This is a genomic window from Kitasatospora purpeofusca, assembly GCF_036010405.1.
GTDB lineage: Bacteria > Actinomycetota > Actinomycetes > Streptomycetales > Streptomycetaceae > Kitasatospora > Kitasatospora purpeofusca.
The window spans coordinates 3,217,651-3,233,512 of the sequence record NZ_CP108561.1; the positions used below are offsets into that span (position 1 = coordinate 3,217,651).

Here is a 15,862-nt window from a genome sequence, read left to right on the forward strand (position 1 = left end):
GGGCTCACTTGTAGCGATAGGTGGCGGCCACCGCGAGGTGGTCGCTGCCGTCCCGCTCCAGGGTCCGCGAGTCGGTGGGCTCCAGTCCGCCCTTGCTCATGATCTGGTCGATCCGGGCCATCGGGAAGGACACCGGCCAGCTGAAGCCGAAGCCGTCCCCGGCCGCGCCCTGGGCCGAGCGCATCTGCGAGGTGACCGGCGCCAGGCTGCGGTCGTTCATGGTGCCGTTGAGGTCGCCGAGCAGCAGCACCTTCTTCAGCGGCTCGGCCTCGACCGCGTCGCCCAGCGCCTGGGCGCTGACGTCCCGCTGGTTGACGGTGAAGCCGCCCTCGGCCTTGAGCCGGACCGACGGCAGATGGGCGACGTACACCGCGAGCGGGCCCTTCGGGGTGGTCACCTCGGCCCGGAACGCCCTGGTCCAGCCCATCTTGATGTCCACCACCGAGACGTCGCCGATCGGGTACTTGGACCAGAGCCCGACCGTGCCCTCCACCGCGTGGTACGGGTAGCTCGCGGCCAGCCCGGTCTCGTAGGCGCGCAGCGGCTTCCCGGCCAGCTCCTGGAGCGCGACGATCTGCGCCCCGGACTTCTCCAGCATCCGGACGGTGCCCTGCGGGTCGGTGTTGGCGGCGGCCACGTTGTGGCTGACCACGGTGAAGTCGCCGGTGCCGCCGCTCTTGTCGGTGAGCAGGCCGCCGAACATGTTGGCCCAGATCACCACCGGCACCAGCAGCGCGAGCAGCGCGGTGGCGGAGCGGCGCAGCAGGGCGGGGACGAGCAGGACCGGCACGGCCAGCCCCAGCCAGGGCAGGAAGGTCTCCAGCAGGCTGCCGAGGTTGCCGACGCTGTTCGGCACCTCGGCGTGGAAGGCCATCAGGGCGCCGAGCAGCAGGGCCAGGACGGCGACGACGAGGCCGCGCCACCAGGTGCTGCTGCCCCGGGCGTCCCGGCCCCAGCCGCGCACGCCGAGGAACCCGGCCGGGCGTCGGCCGGATCCCGGGTCGCCGGCCGCTGCCGGGGACACCCGGTCCGCCCTGTCCGCCTGCGCCATCCGTGACTCCCGTCGTTCGCGCCGTCTGTCCGTCCGCGGTGCGCCGCCGCCGGGTGGCGGAGGGCGTGCCGGACCTGTGCCGGTTCGGTCGGATTCCGGCCCAGCCTATGTCGGGACAGACGCTCGGTCGGCCGACCCGGGTTCCGGCGTGGCCGGGTTGGTGAGCCAGGCCACTGCGCGGTCGGTCGGGCCGGAACCGTCTCCCGGCCTGCGGCGATGCCGACGGGAGGGCGGGCCGGGGGCGCGGAACGGCCGCGGGAGTGCCCGCCCGGTCAGGCCCGGTCAGGTCCGGGCGGGCCGGAGGGCGGGGCCGGCGACGCCGCCGAGGAGGGCGTCGACCATCCGCTCGGCGAGCCGCGGGTCGTCGAGGTCGGAGTCGTCCCAGAGCACGCTGCGGGCGAGGATCGGGCCGATCAGCAGGTCGCCGAGCAGTTCCTCGTCGAGGTCGGCGCGCAGCTCGCCGCCGGCGACACCGCGCCGGATCACCTGGCGGGCGGCCTCCCGGCGGGGTGCGATCACCCGTTCGCGGTAGGCGGCGTGCAGCTCGGGCCAGCTGTGCATCTGGCCGAGCGCCGCCTTGAGCACCCAGCGGGAGCGCTTGGCCAGGCCGCGCAGCCGCATGTACTCGACCATCGCGACGAGGTCGCCGCGGATCGACCCGGTGGTCTCGGGGAGCGGCTCCTCCAGTCTGCTGACCATGTCGATCAGCAGGGCCTCCTTGTTGGGCCAGCGGCGGTAGATGGTGGCCTTGCCGACGCCGGCGGCGGTGGCGATGCCCTCGATGGTCAGTTCCGCCAGGCTGGTGCCGGCCGCCATCAGTTCCTCGACGCCGGCGAAGATCGCCTGTTCGGCGGCCTCGCTGCGGGGCCTGCCTCGGCGCGGGCCGGTGCAGGGCGGCGGCGCGGCCGTCGGGTCGGTCTTCATCTCGCATCTCCCGGTTGTGGAGCCCCCGCCCGGAGAGTGGCGGGGGTCGCACGCGCTCGTGGGCCCTGTCACCGGCGGTCCTCCCGGCGACAGGGCCCCATTCTCGCTCAGTCCGGCCGCCGGTCAGGCGTCCGCGGCCGCCTTGCGGGGGGCCGAACCGGCCCGCTCGCCGTGCTGGGCCGCGTCCGCCGCCGCGCCGGGTCCGGCGGGGCCGGCACCCGGGCCGCCGGCCGGCGCCTTGCCGGGCAGCAGGAGCCAGGCCAGCAGGGCGCCGGCCGCGGTGATCCCGGCGGAGAGCCCGGCCACCACGTGCATCGCGTGGATGAAGGAGTCGTTGGCCGGACCGATCAGGTCCTTGCCCCGCTCGCCGAGCCGCGCGGCGACGGCCATGGTGGCCTCCAACGACTCGCCCGCCTTCTCCCGGAGCTCCGGGGTGGGCAGCTGGGCGAGCTTGTCGGACATCCCGTCGCGGTAGACGGTGGAGAGCACGGCACCGAGCACCGCGACCCCGAGCGAGCCGCCGACCTGGCGGAAGGTGTTGTTGACGGCCGAACCCGCACCGGCCTTCTCGCGCGGCAGCGAACCCATGATCGCGACCGTGATCGGCGGCATGACGTGCGCCATGCCGGTACCCATCAGCAGGCCGAGCACGACCAGCACCCAGATCGGGGTGGTGGCGCTCAGCAGCAGGTAGCCGAGGAACCCGGCCGCGATGAACGCCATGCCGGCGGCGCAGGTGGCCCGGACGCCGAAGCGGTCGACCACCAGCCGGGCGCGCGGGGCGAAGACCAGCTGGGCGGCGGCCAGCGGCAGCATCAGCACACCGGCCTCCAGGGCGCTGTAGCCGCGCACGCTCTGGGTGTAGAAGACGCCGAAGAACGAGACGCCCATCAGCGCGAAGAACACCACGCCGATCACCACCACCGAGGCGCTGAACACCTTCTCGCGGAACCAGTTGACGTCCAGCGCGGGGTGCGCGGTGCGGCGCTCGTAGAGCACGAAGGCGGTCAGCGCCACCAGGCCGAGCAGCACCGGCCCCCAGGCCGCGACGGCGGTGAAGTCCGCCAGCTCGCCGCCCTTGATGATGCCGTAGATCAGCGCGACCAGGCCGACGATGGAGAGCAGCACGCCGACCGGGTCCATCCGGCCCGGGTTCGGGTCCTTGGACTCCGGGACGAGCAGGGCCATCGCGATCACCGCGACGATCACGATCGGCACGTTGACCAGGAAGACCGAGCCCCACCAGAAGTGCTCTATCAGCAGGCCGCCGGTGATCGGGCCGATCGCGATCGCGAGTCCGACCGCGCCGGCCCAGATGCCGATCGCCTTGGGCTGCTCGGCGCGCTCGAAGACGTTCATGATGATGGCGAGCGTGGCCGGCATGGCCAGCGCCCCGCCGACGCCCATCAGGGCGCGGTAGCCGATCAGTTCGCCCGGTGTGGAGGCGAGCGCGGAGAGCAGCGAGGCGATACCGAAGACCACCATGCCGGCCAGCAGGGCCCGCTTGCGGCCGAAGCGGTCGCCCAGCAGTCCGGAGGTGAACAGCAGTCCGGCGAAGACCAGGGTGTAGGAGTTGATCGACCATTCCAGGTCGCTCTGGCTGGCGCCGATGCCGGTGGGCGCCGGGGAGGCGATGGTCTTCATCGCGACGTTGAGGATCGAGTTGTCGAGGACGACGACGAGCAGGGCGAGCACCAGGGTGCCCAGGATCGCCCAGCGGCGGCGGTGGATGGCTTCCGGCACCCGGGGTGGCGCGGCGGCGGTGGTCATGGCTTCTTCCCGTCCGTGGTACGGCGTGGCACTGGCGGGCAAATTCGAGCCGCGGTCGTCTCGTAATCCCCCCGCAGTGAGCGTAGCGCTCATTTCGATACGAGACGGCTCCGTTTCGTAAAACCCTGGCAAAGATCCGCCGTACCGTTCCCGCACCCGGCGCGGCCTCGCCCCTTTTGCACCCGCGCCGGGCCGTGCAAGCATGGAGGTGATCCGGGGACGCCGCACGGCGCCACGAGACGACAACCCTTCAGGAGCCTGTTCGATGAACGCTTCTTCGCCTTCGCCTGCCCAGAACCAGGCGTCGACCACCACCCTCTACGGTGGGGTCACCACCCGCCGCGTCACCGTCCGCGACCTCGCCGCAGCCAAGCAGCGCGGCGAGAAGTGGTCGATGCTGACCGCCTACGACGCCCTCACCGCCGGCGTCTTCGACGAGGCCGGCACGCCCGTCCTGCTGGTCGGCGACTCCGCCGGCAACTGCCACCTCGGCTACGAGACCACCGTGCCGGTGACCATGGACCAGATGGTCATGCTGGCCGGCGCCGTCGTCCGGGGCACCAAGCGGGCCATGATCGTCGCCGACCTGCCGTTCGGCTCCTACCAGGAGTCCCCGGCCCAGGCGATGCACAACGCGGTCCGCCTGATGAAGGACGCCGGGGTCGGCGCGGTCAAGCTGGAGGGCGGCGAGCGCAGCGCCCGCTCGATCGAGCTGCTGGTCGAGGCCGGCATCCCGGTGATGGCGCACATCGGCCTCACCCCGCAGTCCGTGCACGCGCTGGGCGGCTACCCCGTCCAGGGCCGCGGCGACGAGGCCGCGCACCAGCTGCTGCGGGACGCCAAGGCGGTGCAGCAGTCCGGCGCCTTCGCGGTCGTCCTGGAAGCGGTGCCCGCCGAGCTGGCCAAGCAGGTCACCGAGCAGCTCACCGTCCCCACCGTCGGCATCGGCGCCGGGGTCGACTGCGACGCCCAGGTGCTGGTCTGGACCGACTTCGCCGGCATGACGGCGGGCCGGGTGCCCAAGTTCGTCAAGCAGTACGCCAACCTGCGGGCCGTCCTCGGCGACGCCGCCCGCGCGTTCGCCGAGGACGTCCGCGGCGACGCCTTCCCCGCCCCGGAGCACACCTTCCACTGACGCGCTCCCCGTCACCGGGTCCCGGCCACGGCCGGGACCCGGTGACAGCCGCCTGACAGCGCGCCGACAGCGGCTCGCCGGCGGGCCGCCCGCCCGTCACCCCGCTGACAGCGGGCTGACAGCCGGGCCGGACAGTCTTACCGCATGACACGAATCTCCACCGCCCCGAACGACCGGGGGCCCGCTGCGGGGAATGCCGTCGAGGTCCGCGGCATCGTCAAGCACTTCGGCAGCACCAAGGCGCTCGACGGCGTCGACCTCACCGTGCGCGAGGGCACCGTCCTCGGCGTGCTCGGCCCCAACGGAGCCGGCAAGACCACCCTGGTCCGCGTCCTCTCCACCCTCATCAAGCCCGACGCCGGCACCGCCTTCGTCGGCGGCTACGACGTGCTGCGCCAGCCCAAGCAGCTGCGCCGCACCATCGGCCTCACCGGCCAGTACGCCTCCGTCGACGAACTGCTCTCCGGCTACGAGAACCTCTACCTGATCGGCCGCCTGCTGGACCTCTCCAGCAAGGACGCCAAGGCGCGCGCCACCGAGCTGCTGGAGCGGTTCTCGCTCACCGAGGCCGCCAAGCGCGTCGCCAAGACCTACTCCGGCGGCATGCGCCGCCGCCTCGACCTGGCCGCCTCCATGATCGGCCGGCCCCGGGTCCTCTACTTGGACGAGCCCACCACCGGCCTGGACCCGCGCACCCGCAACGAGGTCTGGGACGAGGTGCAGCGGATGGTCGCCGAGGGCGCCACCGTGCTGCTCACCACCCAGTACATGGAGGAGGCGGAGCAGCTCGCCAACGAGCTGACCGTCATCGACCGGGGCCGGGTGATCGCGGCCGGCGGCATCGCCGACCTCAAGGCCCAGGTCGGCGGCCGCACCCTCCAGGTCCGGCCCAACCACCCGGCCGAGCTGCCGGAGATGGCCCGCTGCCTGCACGACACCGGCATCGCCACCGCCACCTTCTCCGCCGACACCGGCCTGCTGTCGGTGCCGCTCACCTCCGAGGAGCAGCTGACCGCCGTGATCGGCGTCCTCGGCACCCGGGGCTTCGGCATCGCCGACATCGACACCAAGCTGCCCAGCCTGGACGAGGTCTTCCTCGCCATCACCGGCAAGCCCTCGGACCGCCCGGCGGCCGAGGACGCCGCCCCCAGCCTCGCCAAGGAGCCCGTCGCATGACCACCGCCACGCTCGCCCCCGCCCGGGCCGAGGAGGGCCGGATCGGCCTGCCCGGCCATCTGCGGCACGTCGGCGCGCTGACCCGCCGCAACCTGATGCGGATCAAGGCCGACCCGGAGTCGATGTTCGACGCCGTCCTGATGCCGGTCATCTTCACCGTGCTCTTCGTCTACGTCTTCGGCGGCGCCATCTCCGGCGGCCAGGACGCCTACAAGCAGTACATGATCCCCGGCCTGCTCGGGCAGACCGGCATCACCCTGGCGATGGCCGTCGGCACCGGCCTCAACAGCGACTTCCAGACCGGGGTGATGGACCGGTTCCGGACCCTGCCGATCGGCCGGTCCTCGGTCCTGCTCTCCAAGATCGCCGCCGAGACCTGCCGCGCCCTGCTCTCCTTCACCATCCTGATCGTCTTCGCGCTGATCCTCGGCTTCGAGCTGAAGGGCGGCTTCCTGGAGCTGCTGGCCGCAGTCGGACTCTCGCTGCTCTTCGGCATGTCCATCGTGTGGATCTCGATGCTGCTGGGCATGGCGCTGCGCAGCGCCCAGGCCGTCCAGGGAGTCGCCATGCTGGTCCTGATGCCGATGCAGTTCGGCAGCTCGATCTTCGCCCCGACCGACACCATGCCGGGCTGGCTCCAGGCCTTCACCAAGGTCAACCCGCTGTCCGCGCTGGCCGACGCCTGCCGGGCCCTGATGAACGGCCAGGGCGCGGTGGCGCACCCGGTGCTGATCGTGCTGGCCTGGTCGGTCGGCATCACCGCGGTCTTCGCCCCGCTCGCCGTCGCCCGGTTCCGCAAGCGGACCTGAGCCCCGGCCGACCGGCCGGCCCCGGACGCGCGAGGGGAGCGCCCGGTGCCGGCTGCCCGACCCCGTGCCGCCCTGCTCCGGGCGGCACGGGGTCAGCGCACCAGCTCGTCGAGCATCGCGTTGCTCTCCGCCATGGACATCGTCCGCCCCTCGGCGACCGCCGCCTCGAACTCCGCGTCACCGAGCATCCCGCGCAGGATGTGCTCGGCCCGCTCGCGCTCGACCCGGTCGAGGTAGCCGCCCTTCGGCCCGTTCATCCCAGCGTGCGCGCCGAACAGCACCGCGGCGAGCCGGGCCTGCGCCAGGTCGCCGTCCCGCCGGGCGAAGGCCTCCAGCAGCCCGATCACCGGCGGCAGCAGCATCACCGACATCTGCTCCACGAAGCCGCTCGCCGCAGCCGGCACCGAGCGCATCAGCTGCCGGCCCTCGCGGACCAGCTCCCGCCCGAGGTCGGGATCGCCGGCCCGGGCGGTGATCCAGCCCCGGGTGACGGTCAGCATCCCGCCCACCACGTCCGGGGCGAACGCGCCGATCCGGGTCCACCGGAGCACGTCCAGCTCGGCCAGGGCCCGCTCGTAGTCCCCGCGCTGCACATTGATGCCGCAGAGCATCAGATGACCGAACAGCAGCGCGCCGTTGGTCGCCTGGTTGTCCCCCGGCTCGATCCCGTCCAGCGCCGCCCGGATCTGCCGCTCCCCCGTCACGAGGTCGTCGTCCAGCATCGCCGACCCCAGGTGCACCTGGAGCATCGGCACCTCCTGCGGCGCGCCCAGCTCCTCGGCCAGCTCGATCGCCCGGCGGTACGCCTCGACCGCCTCCTCCGAGCGGCCCTGGTTGGCCAGCGACTCACCGCGCGCGGACAGCGCCTGGGACATCCCCCAGCGGTCGCCGGCCCGGCGGTACAGCTCCAGCGACTCCTCGCCGTCCAGCGTGCTCTGCTCCGCCCCGCCCGGCCAGTCGTTCATCATCTTGGCCCGGATCTGCAGGATGAACGCCAGGTCGCTCGCGTTGCCGTGCTCCCGGCAGCCCGCCACCGCGTCGTCCAGCAGGTCGCGCATGGTGTCCAGCTGGCCGATCAGGAAGGCGCCGAAGACCCGCATCAGCCCGGGGAAACGGTAGGACTGCGGCAGGTCGCGGCCGTAGGCCTCGGTGACCTTGCGGGCGGTCGCGACCGCCTCCTCGTCGGCCAGGACGTCGAGATTGCCCTCGAACATGGTGATCAGCCGGTAGATGACGATCGCCCGGCGGGCCTCCCCCAGCGCCTCCGGCGGCATCGGCGCCGGGTACTCCAGCACATGCCGGTCCAGCGGCACCGGGCGGGCGGCGTCGTCGAACGGGTCGGGACCGATCGACAGCACCGCGTCGTACCAGCGGCGGGCCTCCTGGCTGTAGCCGCGCAGCGACCAGTACCAGCTCATGCCCAGCGCCAGGACCAGCGCCTCGCCCTCGTCGTGGCGGCAGACGGCGCGGCGCAGCGCCGCCCTGATGTTGTCGTGCTCGCGCTCCAGCACCGCCAGCCAGTGCAGCTGCTCCGGCCCGTGGACCTGGAGGTCGGCGCCGCGGACCAGCTCGCGGAAGTACGAGACGTGCCGGCCCCCGGTGTCGGCGGTCTCCTCGGCCTCGGCCAGCCGCTCGTCGGTGTACTCGTGGATGGTCTCCAGCATCCGGTAGCGCGGCGGCCCCTCGCCGTCCAGGTCGGCCACCAGCAGGGACTTGTCGACCAGCGAGAGCAGCAGGTCGGCGACCTCCTCGCGGGGCACCTCGGCCCCGTCCGAGCAGACCGACTCGGCCGCCTCCAGGGTCCAGCCGCCCGCGAACACCGCCAGCCGGCGCAGCACCGCGCGCTCCTGCTTGCCGAGCAGGTCCCAGCTCCAGTCGACCACCGCGCGCAGCGTCTGCTGGCGCGGCAGCAGGGTCCGGCTGCCCGCGGTGAGCAGCGCGAAGCGGCTGTCCAGCCGGTCGGCGATCTGCCGGGCCGTCATCACCCGGAGCCGGGCGGCGGCCAGTTCGATGGCGAGCGGCAGACCGTCCAGCCGGCGGCAGATCTCGGCGCAGGCCTCCGGGTCGCTCCGCGGGTCGAAGCCGGGGCGGGCGGCGGCGGCCCGCTCGGTCAGCAGCCGCAGCGCCACCGCGTCCGGCAGCGGCTCGACCGGCAGCACGGTCTCGCCCGGCACCCCCAGCGGCTCCCGGCTGGTGGCCAGCACGGTCAGGCCCGGGCACTCGGTGAGCAGGGTGTCCGCGAGGTCGGCGGCGGACTGGATCAGGTGCTCGCAGTTGTCCAGGACGAGCAGCATCCGGCGGCGTCCGCAGTGCTCGATCAGCCGGCGCACCGGGTCGTCGGTGCGGCCCTCGATCACCTCGGCGACCATGCTGGCGCCGGTGTGCAGGACGGTCGCGCGCAGGCCGAGCGCCGACACCACCGCGCCCGGCACCGCGTCCGGGCGCTCCACCGGGGCGAGCTCGGCCACCCAGACGCCGTCCGGCCAGTGCCCGGCGCCCTGCTCCAGACGGCCGGCCTCGACCGAGAGCCTGGTCTTGCCGGAGCCGCCGGGGCCGGTCAGGGTGACCAGCCGGCTGGTGGCCAGGACGGAGCGCAGCGCGGCGAGGTCGTTCTCCCGGCCGACGAAGCTGGTCAGCCGGCCGCGCAGATTGCCGGGCGCGCGGGCGGGCGGCGCCGGTGCGGGTGCCGGTGCCGATGTCGGTGCCGGTGTCGCGGGCTCCGCGGTCGCCGCGCCGGGGGTCGGGGCGCCCGCCTCGGCCGGGGCGGCCGGACCGGCCGGGCTCAGCAGCTCGGCGTACAGCGACTGGAGCCGGCGCCCGGGATCCACGCCCAGCTCGTCCGCCAGGGCCCGCCTGGTCCGCTCGTAGTGGCGCAGCGCCTCGGCCGTGCGGCCGGACTCGTGCAGCGCCCGGACCATCAGGTACTGCAACGGCTCGTCCAGCGGCCGGCCCTCGCACAGCTCGGCGAGCTCCGCCACCAGCTCGGCCGCCCGGCCGAGGCCGAGCTCGGCGGTGATCCGGTGCCGGCGGACCTCCTCGCGCTGCGCCTCCAGCCTGGTCGCCGGGCCGCCCCGGTCCGGCAGGTCGGCGAGCGCCGGGCCGCGCCACAGCGAGAGCGCGGCGCGCAGCCGCTCGGCGGCCGACACCTCGTCGCCCTGCTCCAGCGCCCGGCGGCCCTCCCCGGCCAGCCGCTGGAACTCGGCGAGGTCGGTGGCGGGCTCGGTCAGCCAGTACCCGGCCGGGCCGGAGCCGACCCGGTCGCGGCCGATGGTCCGGCGCAGCCGGCCGACCAGGGTCTGGAGCGCGGCCGACGCGTCCTGCGGTGGCTCGGCGTCCCACACCTCGTCGACCAGCAGGTCGGCCGGCACCGGCCGCCCCTGGCGCAGTGCCAGCGCGGCGAGCAGGGCGCGCAGCCGGGCTCCGCCGAGCGGGACCGGGGTGCCGTCGTCGTGGTGGGCCGTGGTGGTGCCGAGGATGCCGTAGTGCACCGCACCATTCTGGTGGATCGACCCCGTCCCCCACGCACATTTGTCCAGCCCTCGACCCTGACTGCACCCTGAGTCCGGGGGACCGCGCCAGGAACCCGGTGCCGGGCGCCGTACGTTCACCCTGGACGGCTTGTCCGGCGCGGGCCCGCCCGGCATGATCGGCCTCTGCCCCGCCCTCATCCCCCGACCACCGGAGCACCCACACCATGACCTTCGCCGCCACGCAGCGCTCACGCAGCGAGGACCGCCGGATCAGCCCGGTGTTCTGGGCCCTGCTCGCGATCTTCGCCACCTCCGCCGTGGCGGTGTTCCAGGGCTACGGCAACGCCCGGTTCGGGATCTTCCTGTTCGTGGTGGCCGGCTGGATGGTCTCGCTCTGCCTGCACGAGTACGCGCACGCGCGCACCGCGCTGCACGGCGGCGACATCAGCGTCGGCGCCAAGGGCTACCTGACCCTCAACCCGTTCAAGTACGCCAACGCCCTGCTCAGCTTCGTGCTGCCGATCGTCTTCGTGCTGCTGGGCGGCATCGGCCTGCCCGGCGGCGCGGTCTGGATCGAGCGGCACCGGGTGCGGGGGCGGCTCAAGCACAGCCTGATCTCGGCCGCCGGGCCGCTGGTGAACCTGCTCGCCGCGGTACTGCTGCTGCTCCCGATCGGCGCGGGCTGGCTGGACGACACCGCGGTGCACGCGGTCTGGAACGGCTACGAGCTGAACGTCTCGCCGCTGGCGCTCGCCCTGGGCTTCCTCGGCATGCTCCAGCTGAGCGCGACCCTGCTCAACCTGCTGCCGGTGCCCGGCCTGGACGGCTACGGGATCGTCGAGCCCTGGCTCTCGGCCAAGACCCGGCGGGCGATCGAGCCGTTCGCGCCGTACGGCATGCTGGCCGTCTTCGCGCTGCTCTGGCAGCCGGAGATCAACCACTGGTTCTTCGAGACCGTGTACGGGGCGATGGACCTGCTGGGCGTCGAGCGGGCCTACCCGCAGGTGGGCCACGAGCTCTTCATGTTCTGGAAGGACTGACCGGGCCGGGCCGGGGCGTGCCCTCCGGGGCGGGCTTCAGGCGCGCTCGGCCGCCGCGCGGGCCAGCTTCTCCCGGCGCAGGTTCATCCAGAGCACATTGCTGGCGATGCCGGCCATCGGCAGCCAGACCAGGCCGAGCCACCAGCCCTGCACCAGCGAGACCACGGCGGCGGCCAGCGCGAGAACGACGACGAGCGAGGCGAGGACGGACGTGCGGGGCATGGCGGGGTACTCCTGCGGCCGGGGGTGAGGTCGGCCCCCATTGTCGCCGACCTCACCCCCGGACCGGGTCCAGGGGTGAGGTCGGCGATCCGGTCCGACCGTCGGACGACCGGACCGGGCAGCCGGTGGACGCCGGTGCTCAGACGTCCGTGATGCGCAGCCCCGCGTGCGCCTTGTAGCGGCGGTTGACCGAGATGAGGTTCGCCACCAGCGACTCCACCTGGTGCGCGTTGCGCAGCCGGCCCGCGAAGATGCCCCGCATGCCGGGGATCCGGCCGGCCAGCGCCTGCACGATGTCGGTGGCGGCCCGCTCCTCGCCGAGCACCATCACATCGGTGTCGATCCGCTCGATCGACTCGTCCTGGAGCAGCACCGCCGACAGGTGGTGGAAGGCCGCGGTCACCCGGGAGTCCGGCAGCAGGGCGGCGGCCTGCTGGGCGGCGCTGCCCTCCTCCGGGACGAGCGCGAAGGCGCCCTGCTTGTCGAAGCCGAGCGGGTTGACGCAGTCCACCACGATCTTGCCGGCCAGCTCCTCGCGGAGGGCGGTGAGGGTGGCGGCGTGCCCGTCCCAGGGCACCGCCACGATGACGATGTCGCTCTCACGGGCGGTGGCGGCGTTGTCCGCGCCGCGCACCCCGAGGCCGATCGCGTCCGCCGAGGCCTGCGCGCGGGCCGCGTCGCGCGAACCGATGATCACCTGCTGGCCGGCCTTGGCCAGCCGCAGGGCCAGCCCCCGCCCCTGGTCGCCGGTGCCGCCGAGGACACCGACCACCAGCTGCGAGACGTCCGGCAGCTCATGGGCCGGGTTTGTCGCTGAATCGAGGGAAGTCATGGGCCGATCCTGCCAAACGAGCGGCCCGTCGCGACATCCTGAGCGCCATGGACGCGGTGAGAGTTTCGGCACTGAGGGACCGTCTGGCCGGAACCGGTTGGCTGGAAGCCGTCGGCGGCTTCGCCGGGGAGCTCCGGCACGCGGTCACCCGGCGCGGCGCGGGCGAGCTGCTGCTCGTCGGCACCACCGGGTACGAGCCATGGCACCTGGCCGCCCACCTGGAGGACGAGGCCGCCTGGTCGGACGTCCCCCGGCTGGCGCCCACCCTGCTGCGGCACCGGGTCCCGGCCGCCGCCCCGGCCCATCTGGCGCACGGTCTGGGGCGGCTGACCGGGGCCGGGCGCGGGGCGACCGTCCTGGTGGTCGCCCCGACCTCGGCGGAGGAACGGCTGCTGGAGCGGGTGCACGACGCCCGCCGGCACGGGGCGACGGTGCTGGCGCTGGAGGGCGCGGCGCCCGGAACCCCGGACGGGTCCGCCGGCCAGGGCGAGCTGGCCGGGCTGGCGCACCGGCGGCTCGCCGTCGGCACGGCCGAGGACGAGCCCTTCGACCTCGCCCAGCACCTGGTCAGCGCCGCCGCCGGGCAGCCGCCCGGGCAGCGCTCGGCGCTGGGGCGGCTGGCCGCGCTCGCCGAGCGGCTCACGGCGGGGCCGACGATCAGCCGCTGGTGACGGCGGGCCGGGCGGCGGCCGGAGGCAGCGGGCGGGGCGGCGGACGGGGCACCACGCCGTGCGGCGGCCGGAAAATCCGTTGCGGCCGGGCCCGGCCCCCGCCGAGGATGGTCGCTCGTGAACGAAGCCGCCCCGTCACCGAGCGGTCGGGTGAAGTCCCTGCTGCGCACGGTCGCACCCGACCTGACCCCCTGGCGCTCCTCCCGGGAGTTCCGCCTGCTGTGGCTCTCCGGCTGCGTCACCGGCTTCGGCAGCTTCCTCACCTACGTCGCCGTGCCGATGCAGATCAAGGAGCTGACCGACTCCTCGGTCGCGGTCGGCCTGGTCGGCGCCTTCGAGCTGGTCCCGCTGATCGTCTTCGGCCTCTGGGGCGGCGCCCTCGCCGACGCGCTGGACCGCCGCCGCCTGGTGCTGTTCGCCGAGGCGGGGCTCGGTCTGCTCTCCGTCCTGCTGCTGGTCAACGCGCTGCTGCCGACCCCCGTGCTGTGGCCGATCTACCTGGTGGCCGCGCTGGTCGCCGCCGCCGACGGCCTGCAGCGCCCGGCCCTGGACTCGCTCACCCCGCGGATCGTCCCGCACGACCAGCTGACCGCCGCCTTCGCGCTCAACTCCCTCTACCGCAACGCCGCCTCGGTGGCCGGTCCGACCCTGGCCGGCATCGTGGTCACCTTCGCCGGGGTGCAGACCGCGTTCGCCCTGGACGTGGTCACCTTCGCCGCCTCGCTGCTGCTGCTCTCCCGGATCCGGGCGGTGCCGACGCCCACCGGCGCCGAGAAGCCCTCGGTGCGGGCGGTGCTCACCGGCGTCCGCTACGCGTGGAGCCGCAAGGACCTGCTCGGCACCTACGCGATCGACCTGTGCGCGATGCTGTTCGCCTTCCCGGTGGCGATCTTCCCGTTCCTGGCCGCCGAGCTCGACGCCGGCTGGGCGCTCGGCCCGATGTACGCCGCCTCGGCGGTCGGCGCCCTGCTGGTCTCGGTGACCGGCGGCTGGACGTCCCGGATCCACCGGCACGGACGGCTGCTGCTGGTCGCGGCGCTCGGCTGGGGCGTGGCGATCGCCCTGGCCGGCCTGTCCGGCTCGGTCTGGCCGGTACTGCTCTGCCTGGCGCTGGCCGGCGGCGCCGACCAGATCAGCGGGATCGCCCGCTCCACGCTCTGGAACCAGTCGATCCCGGACGCGCTGCGCGGCCGGATGGCCGGGGTCGAACTGCTCAGCTACTCGGTCGGGCCGCAGCTCGGCCAGGTCCGGGCGGGCGGCATGGCCGGGCTGGTCGGCGTCCGGGCCTCGGTGTGGGTCGGCGGCGTGGCCTGTGTGGTGGGCGTGCTCGCGCTGGCCACCGCGCTGCCCCGGCTGCTGTCCTACGACGACCGCACCGATCCGCACGCGGCCGCCGTCCGGGCCGAGCACGAACGCGCGGCGGCGGAACGGGAGGCGGCGGAACGGGCGGTGGGGCTCTCCCCGACCGAGGAGAGCCCCGCCACCGCCGGCTAGTGCTGCCCGCCCGCGACTACTCCCCCGCGCCGTCCTGCGGCCGGTCGTTCCACTGGGGGTCGTTCTTCCACTCGCGGTTGCGCAGCTCCGCCGTCTCCAGCGCGTGCGCCGCCTCCTGCTGGGTGGAGTACGGGCCCAGGCGGTCCTTGGCCGGGCACTCCGGCCCCTCCTCGACCTTGGCGTGCTTGATGCAGTAGAACCATTCGCCGGGTCGGCCGGTCGGCTTGTTCCGGCGGAATCCCAGGGCCATGGTGGTCACCTCCGTAGCGGCGGTCGTGTCCCCGCCTTGGCGTCGCGTCGTCCCGATCATTCCCCGCCCCGGCGTCGTCCGCACACCAGGTGCCCGCCCCCGGAGCGGAGGGCCCGACAATTAGAATCGGCGCCATGGCACTCGTACCCGGCATCCAGTCCCCCATCCGCAAGGTCCCGGCGCACATCCCGCGCCCCGAGTACGTCGGGAAGCCCGCGCCGACGCCGTACACCGGGCCCGAGGTGCAGACCGCCGAGACGATCGAGAAGATGCGGATCGCCGGCGGCATCGCCGCCCGGGCGATGGCCGAGGCGGCGAAGCTGATCGCGCCCGGCGTCACCACGGACGCGCTGGACGCGGTCGCGCACGCGTACATGTGCGACCACGGGGCCTACCCGTCCGACCTCGGCTACCGGGGCTTCCCCAAGTCGGTCTGCACCTCGATCAACGAGGTCATCTGCCACGGCATCCCCGACTCGACCGTCCTCCAGGACGGCGACATCGTCAACATCGACGCCACCGCGTACATCCACGGGGTGCACGGCGACCTCAACGCCACCTACCTGGTCGGCGACGTGGACGAGGAGTCCCGGCTGCTGGTCGAGCGGACCAGGGAGTCGCTGGACCGGGCGATCAGGGCGGTCAAGCCGGGCCGCCTGATCAACGTGATCGGACGGGTCATCGAGTCCTACGCCAAGCGCTTCGACTACGGCGTGGTCCGGGACTTCACCGGACACGGCATCAACACGTCGTTCCACTCCGGCCTGATCGTCCCGCACTACGACAGCGAGCGGGCCACCGAGGTCATCAAGCCGGGCATGACCTTCACCATCGAGCCGATGCTCACGCTGGGCACCTACGACTACGAGATCTGGGCGGACGGCTGGACCGTCGTCACCAAGGACCGCAAGCGCACCGCCCAGTTCGAGCACACCCTGGTGGTCACTGCGGACGGCGCGGAGGTCCTCACCCTCCCGTAGCGCCGGACGACGCGGGCCGGCCCGGTGGGCCGGCCCAC

At 73.7% G+C, this 15,862-nt stretch carries 14 protein-coding genes; 7 read left to right on the forward strand and 7 right to left on the reverse strand.

Features of this window, described 5'->3' with window-relative positions:
* Positions 1-4: 4 nt before the first annotated feature.
* The 3 genes from OG715_RS13880 to OG715_RS13890 form a co-directional block, all read right to left on the reverse strand.
* Entirely contained in the window at positions 5-1,051 is a 1,047-nt protein-coding gene (locus OG715_RS13880) for an endonuclease/exonuclease/phosphatase family protein (RefSeq protein ID WP_407660978.1), read from the reverse strand.
* Positions 1,052-1,333: 282 nt separating this feature from the next.
* Positions 1,334-1,975, reverse strand: a complete 642-nt coding sequence (locus OG715_RS13885) for a TetR/AcrR family transcriptional regulator (RefSeq protein ID WP_266269018.1) — start codon at positions 1,973-1,975, stop codon at positions 1,334-1,336.
* Positions 1,976-2,098: 123 nt separating this feature from the next.
* The gene (locus OG715_RS13890; protein WP_266269019.1) at positions 2,099-3,745 is read right to left on the reverse strand and encodes an MFS transporter; all 1,647 of its coding nucleotides are present in this window, start codon (positions 3,743-3,745) and stop codon (positions 2,099-2,101) included.
* 265 nt (positions 3,746-4,010) lie between these two features.
* Here OG715_RS13890 and panB point away from each other — a divergent pair, with 265 nt between their 5' ends.
* The 3 genes from panB (at position 4,011) to OG715_RS13905 (ending at position 6,865) form a co-directional block, all read left to right on the forward strand.
* Positions 4,011-4,880 (forward strand): 3-methyl-2-oxobutanoate hydroxymethyltransferase, encoded by an 870-nt coding sequence (panB, locus tag OG715_RS13895; protein ID WP_266269020.1) that lies wholly within the window; start codon positions 4,011-4,013, stop codon positions 4,878-4,880.
* A 144-nt stretch (positions 4,881-5,024) separates the two neighbouring features.
* Positions 5,025-6,056, forward strand: coding sequence for an ATP-binding cassette domain-containing protein (locus OG715_RS13900; RefSeq protein WP_266269022.1), 1,032 nt, complete (start codon positions 5,025-5,027; stop codon positions 6,054-6,056).
* Positions 6,053-6,865, forward strand: coding sequence for an ABC transporter permease (locus tag OG715_RS13905; protein WP_266269023.1), 813 nt, complete (start codon positions 6,053-6,055; stop codon positions 6,863-6,865). The genes OG715_RS13900 and OG715_RS13905 overlap by 4 nt, the downstream gene beginning before the upstream one ends.
* A gap of 92 nt (positions 6,866-6,957) precedes the next feature.
* Here OG715_RS13905 and OG715_RS13910 read toward each other — a convergent pair whose 3' ends face one another.
* On the reverse strand, positions 6,958-10,353 hold the full coding sequence (locus OG715_RS13910) for an AfsR/SARP family transcriptional regulator (RefSeq protein ID WP_266269024.1): 3,396 nt from the start codon (positions 10,351-10,353) through the stop codon (positions 6,958-6,960).
* 206 nt (positions 10,354-10,559) lie between these two features.
* Here OG715_RS13910 and OG715_RS13915 point away from each other — a divergent pair, with 206 nt between their 5' ends.
* Positions 10,560-11,375: a site-2 protease family protein gene (locus OG715_RS13915; RefSeq protein WP_266269025.1), complete on the forward strand. Its 816-nt coding sequence runs from the start codon at positions 10,560-10,562 to the stop codon at positions 11,373-11,375.
* Positions 11,376-11,411: 36 nt separating this feature from the next.
* Here the strand turns inward: OG715_RS13915 and OG715_RS13920 are convergent, their stop codons facing one another.
* Positions 11,412-11,597 carry a hypothetical protein gene (locus tag OG715_RS13920; protein WP_266269026.1) on the reverse strand — a complete coding sequence of 62 codons (186 nt, stop codon included), beginning with the start codon at positions 11,595-11,597 and terminating at the stop codon, positions 11,412-11,414.
* Between the two features lie 139 nt (positions 11,598-11,736).
* Positions 11,737-12,429, reverse strand: coding sequence for an NADPH-dependent F420 reductase (gene npdG / locus OG715_RS13925; RefSeq protein WP_045940430.1), 693 nt, complete (start codon positions 12,427-12,429; stop codon positions 11,737-11,739).
* A gap of 47 nt (positions 12,430-12,476) precedes the next feature.
* Between npdG and OG715_RS13930 the strand changes: the two genes are divergently transcribed.
* Positions 12,477-13,100, forward strand: coding sequence for a hypothetical protein (locus OG715_RS13930; RefSeq protein ID WP_266269027.1), 624 nt, complete (start codon positions 12,477-12,479; stop codon positions 13,098-13,100).
* A gap of 150 nt (positions 13,101-13,250) precedes the next feature.
* Positions 13,251-14,594: an MFS transporter gene (locus OG715_RS13935; protein ID WP_407661106.1), complete on the forward strand. Its 1,344-nt coding sequence runs from the start codon at positions 13,251-13,253 to the stop codon at positions 14,592-14,594.
* Between the two features lie 16 nt (positions 14,595-14,610).
* Here the strand turns inward: OG715_RS13935 and OG715_RS13940 are convergent, their stop codons facing one another.
* Positions 14,611-14,844 (reverse strand): hypothetical protein, encoded by a 234-nt coding sequence (locus tag OG715_RS13940; RefSeq protein ID WP_266269030.1) that lies wholly within the window; start codon positions 14,842-14,844, stop codon positions 14,611-14,613.
* Between the two features lie 134 nt (positions 14,845-14,978).
* Between OG715_RS13940 and map the strand changes: the two genes are divergently transcribed.
* Positions 14,979-15,824 (forward strand): type I methionyl aminopeptidase, encoded by an 846-nt coding sequence (gene map / locus OG715_RS13945; RefSeq protein WP_266269031.1) that lies wholly within the window; start codon positions 14,979-14,981, stop codon positions 15,822-15,824.
* Positions 15,825-15,862 lie beyond the last annotated feature (38 nt).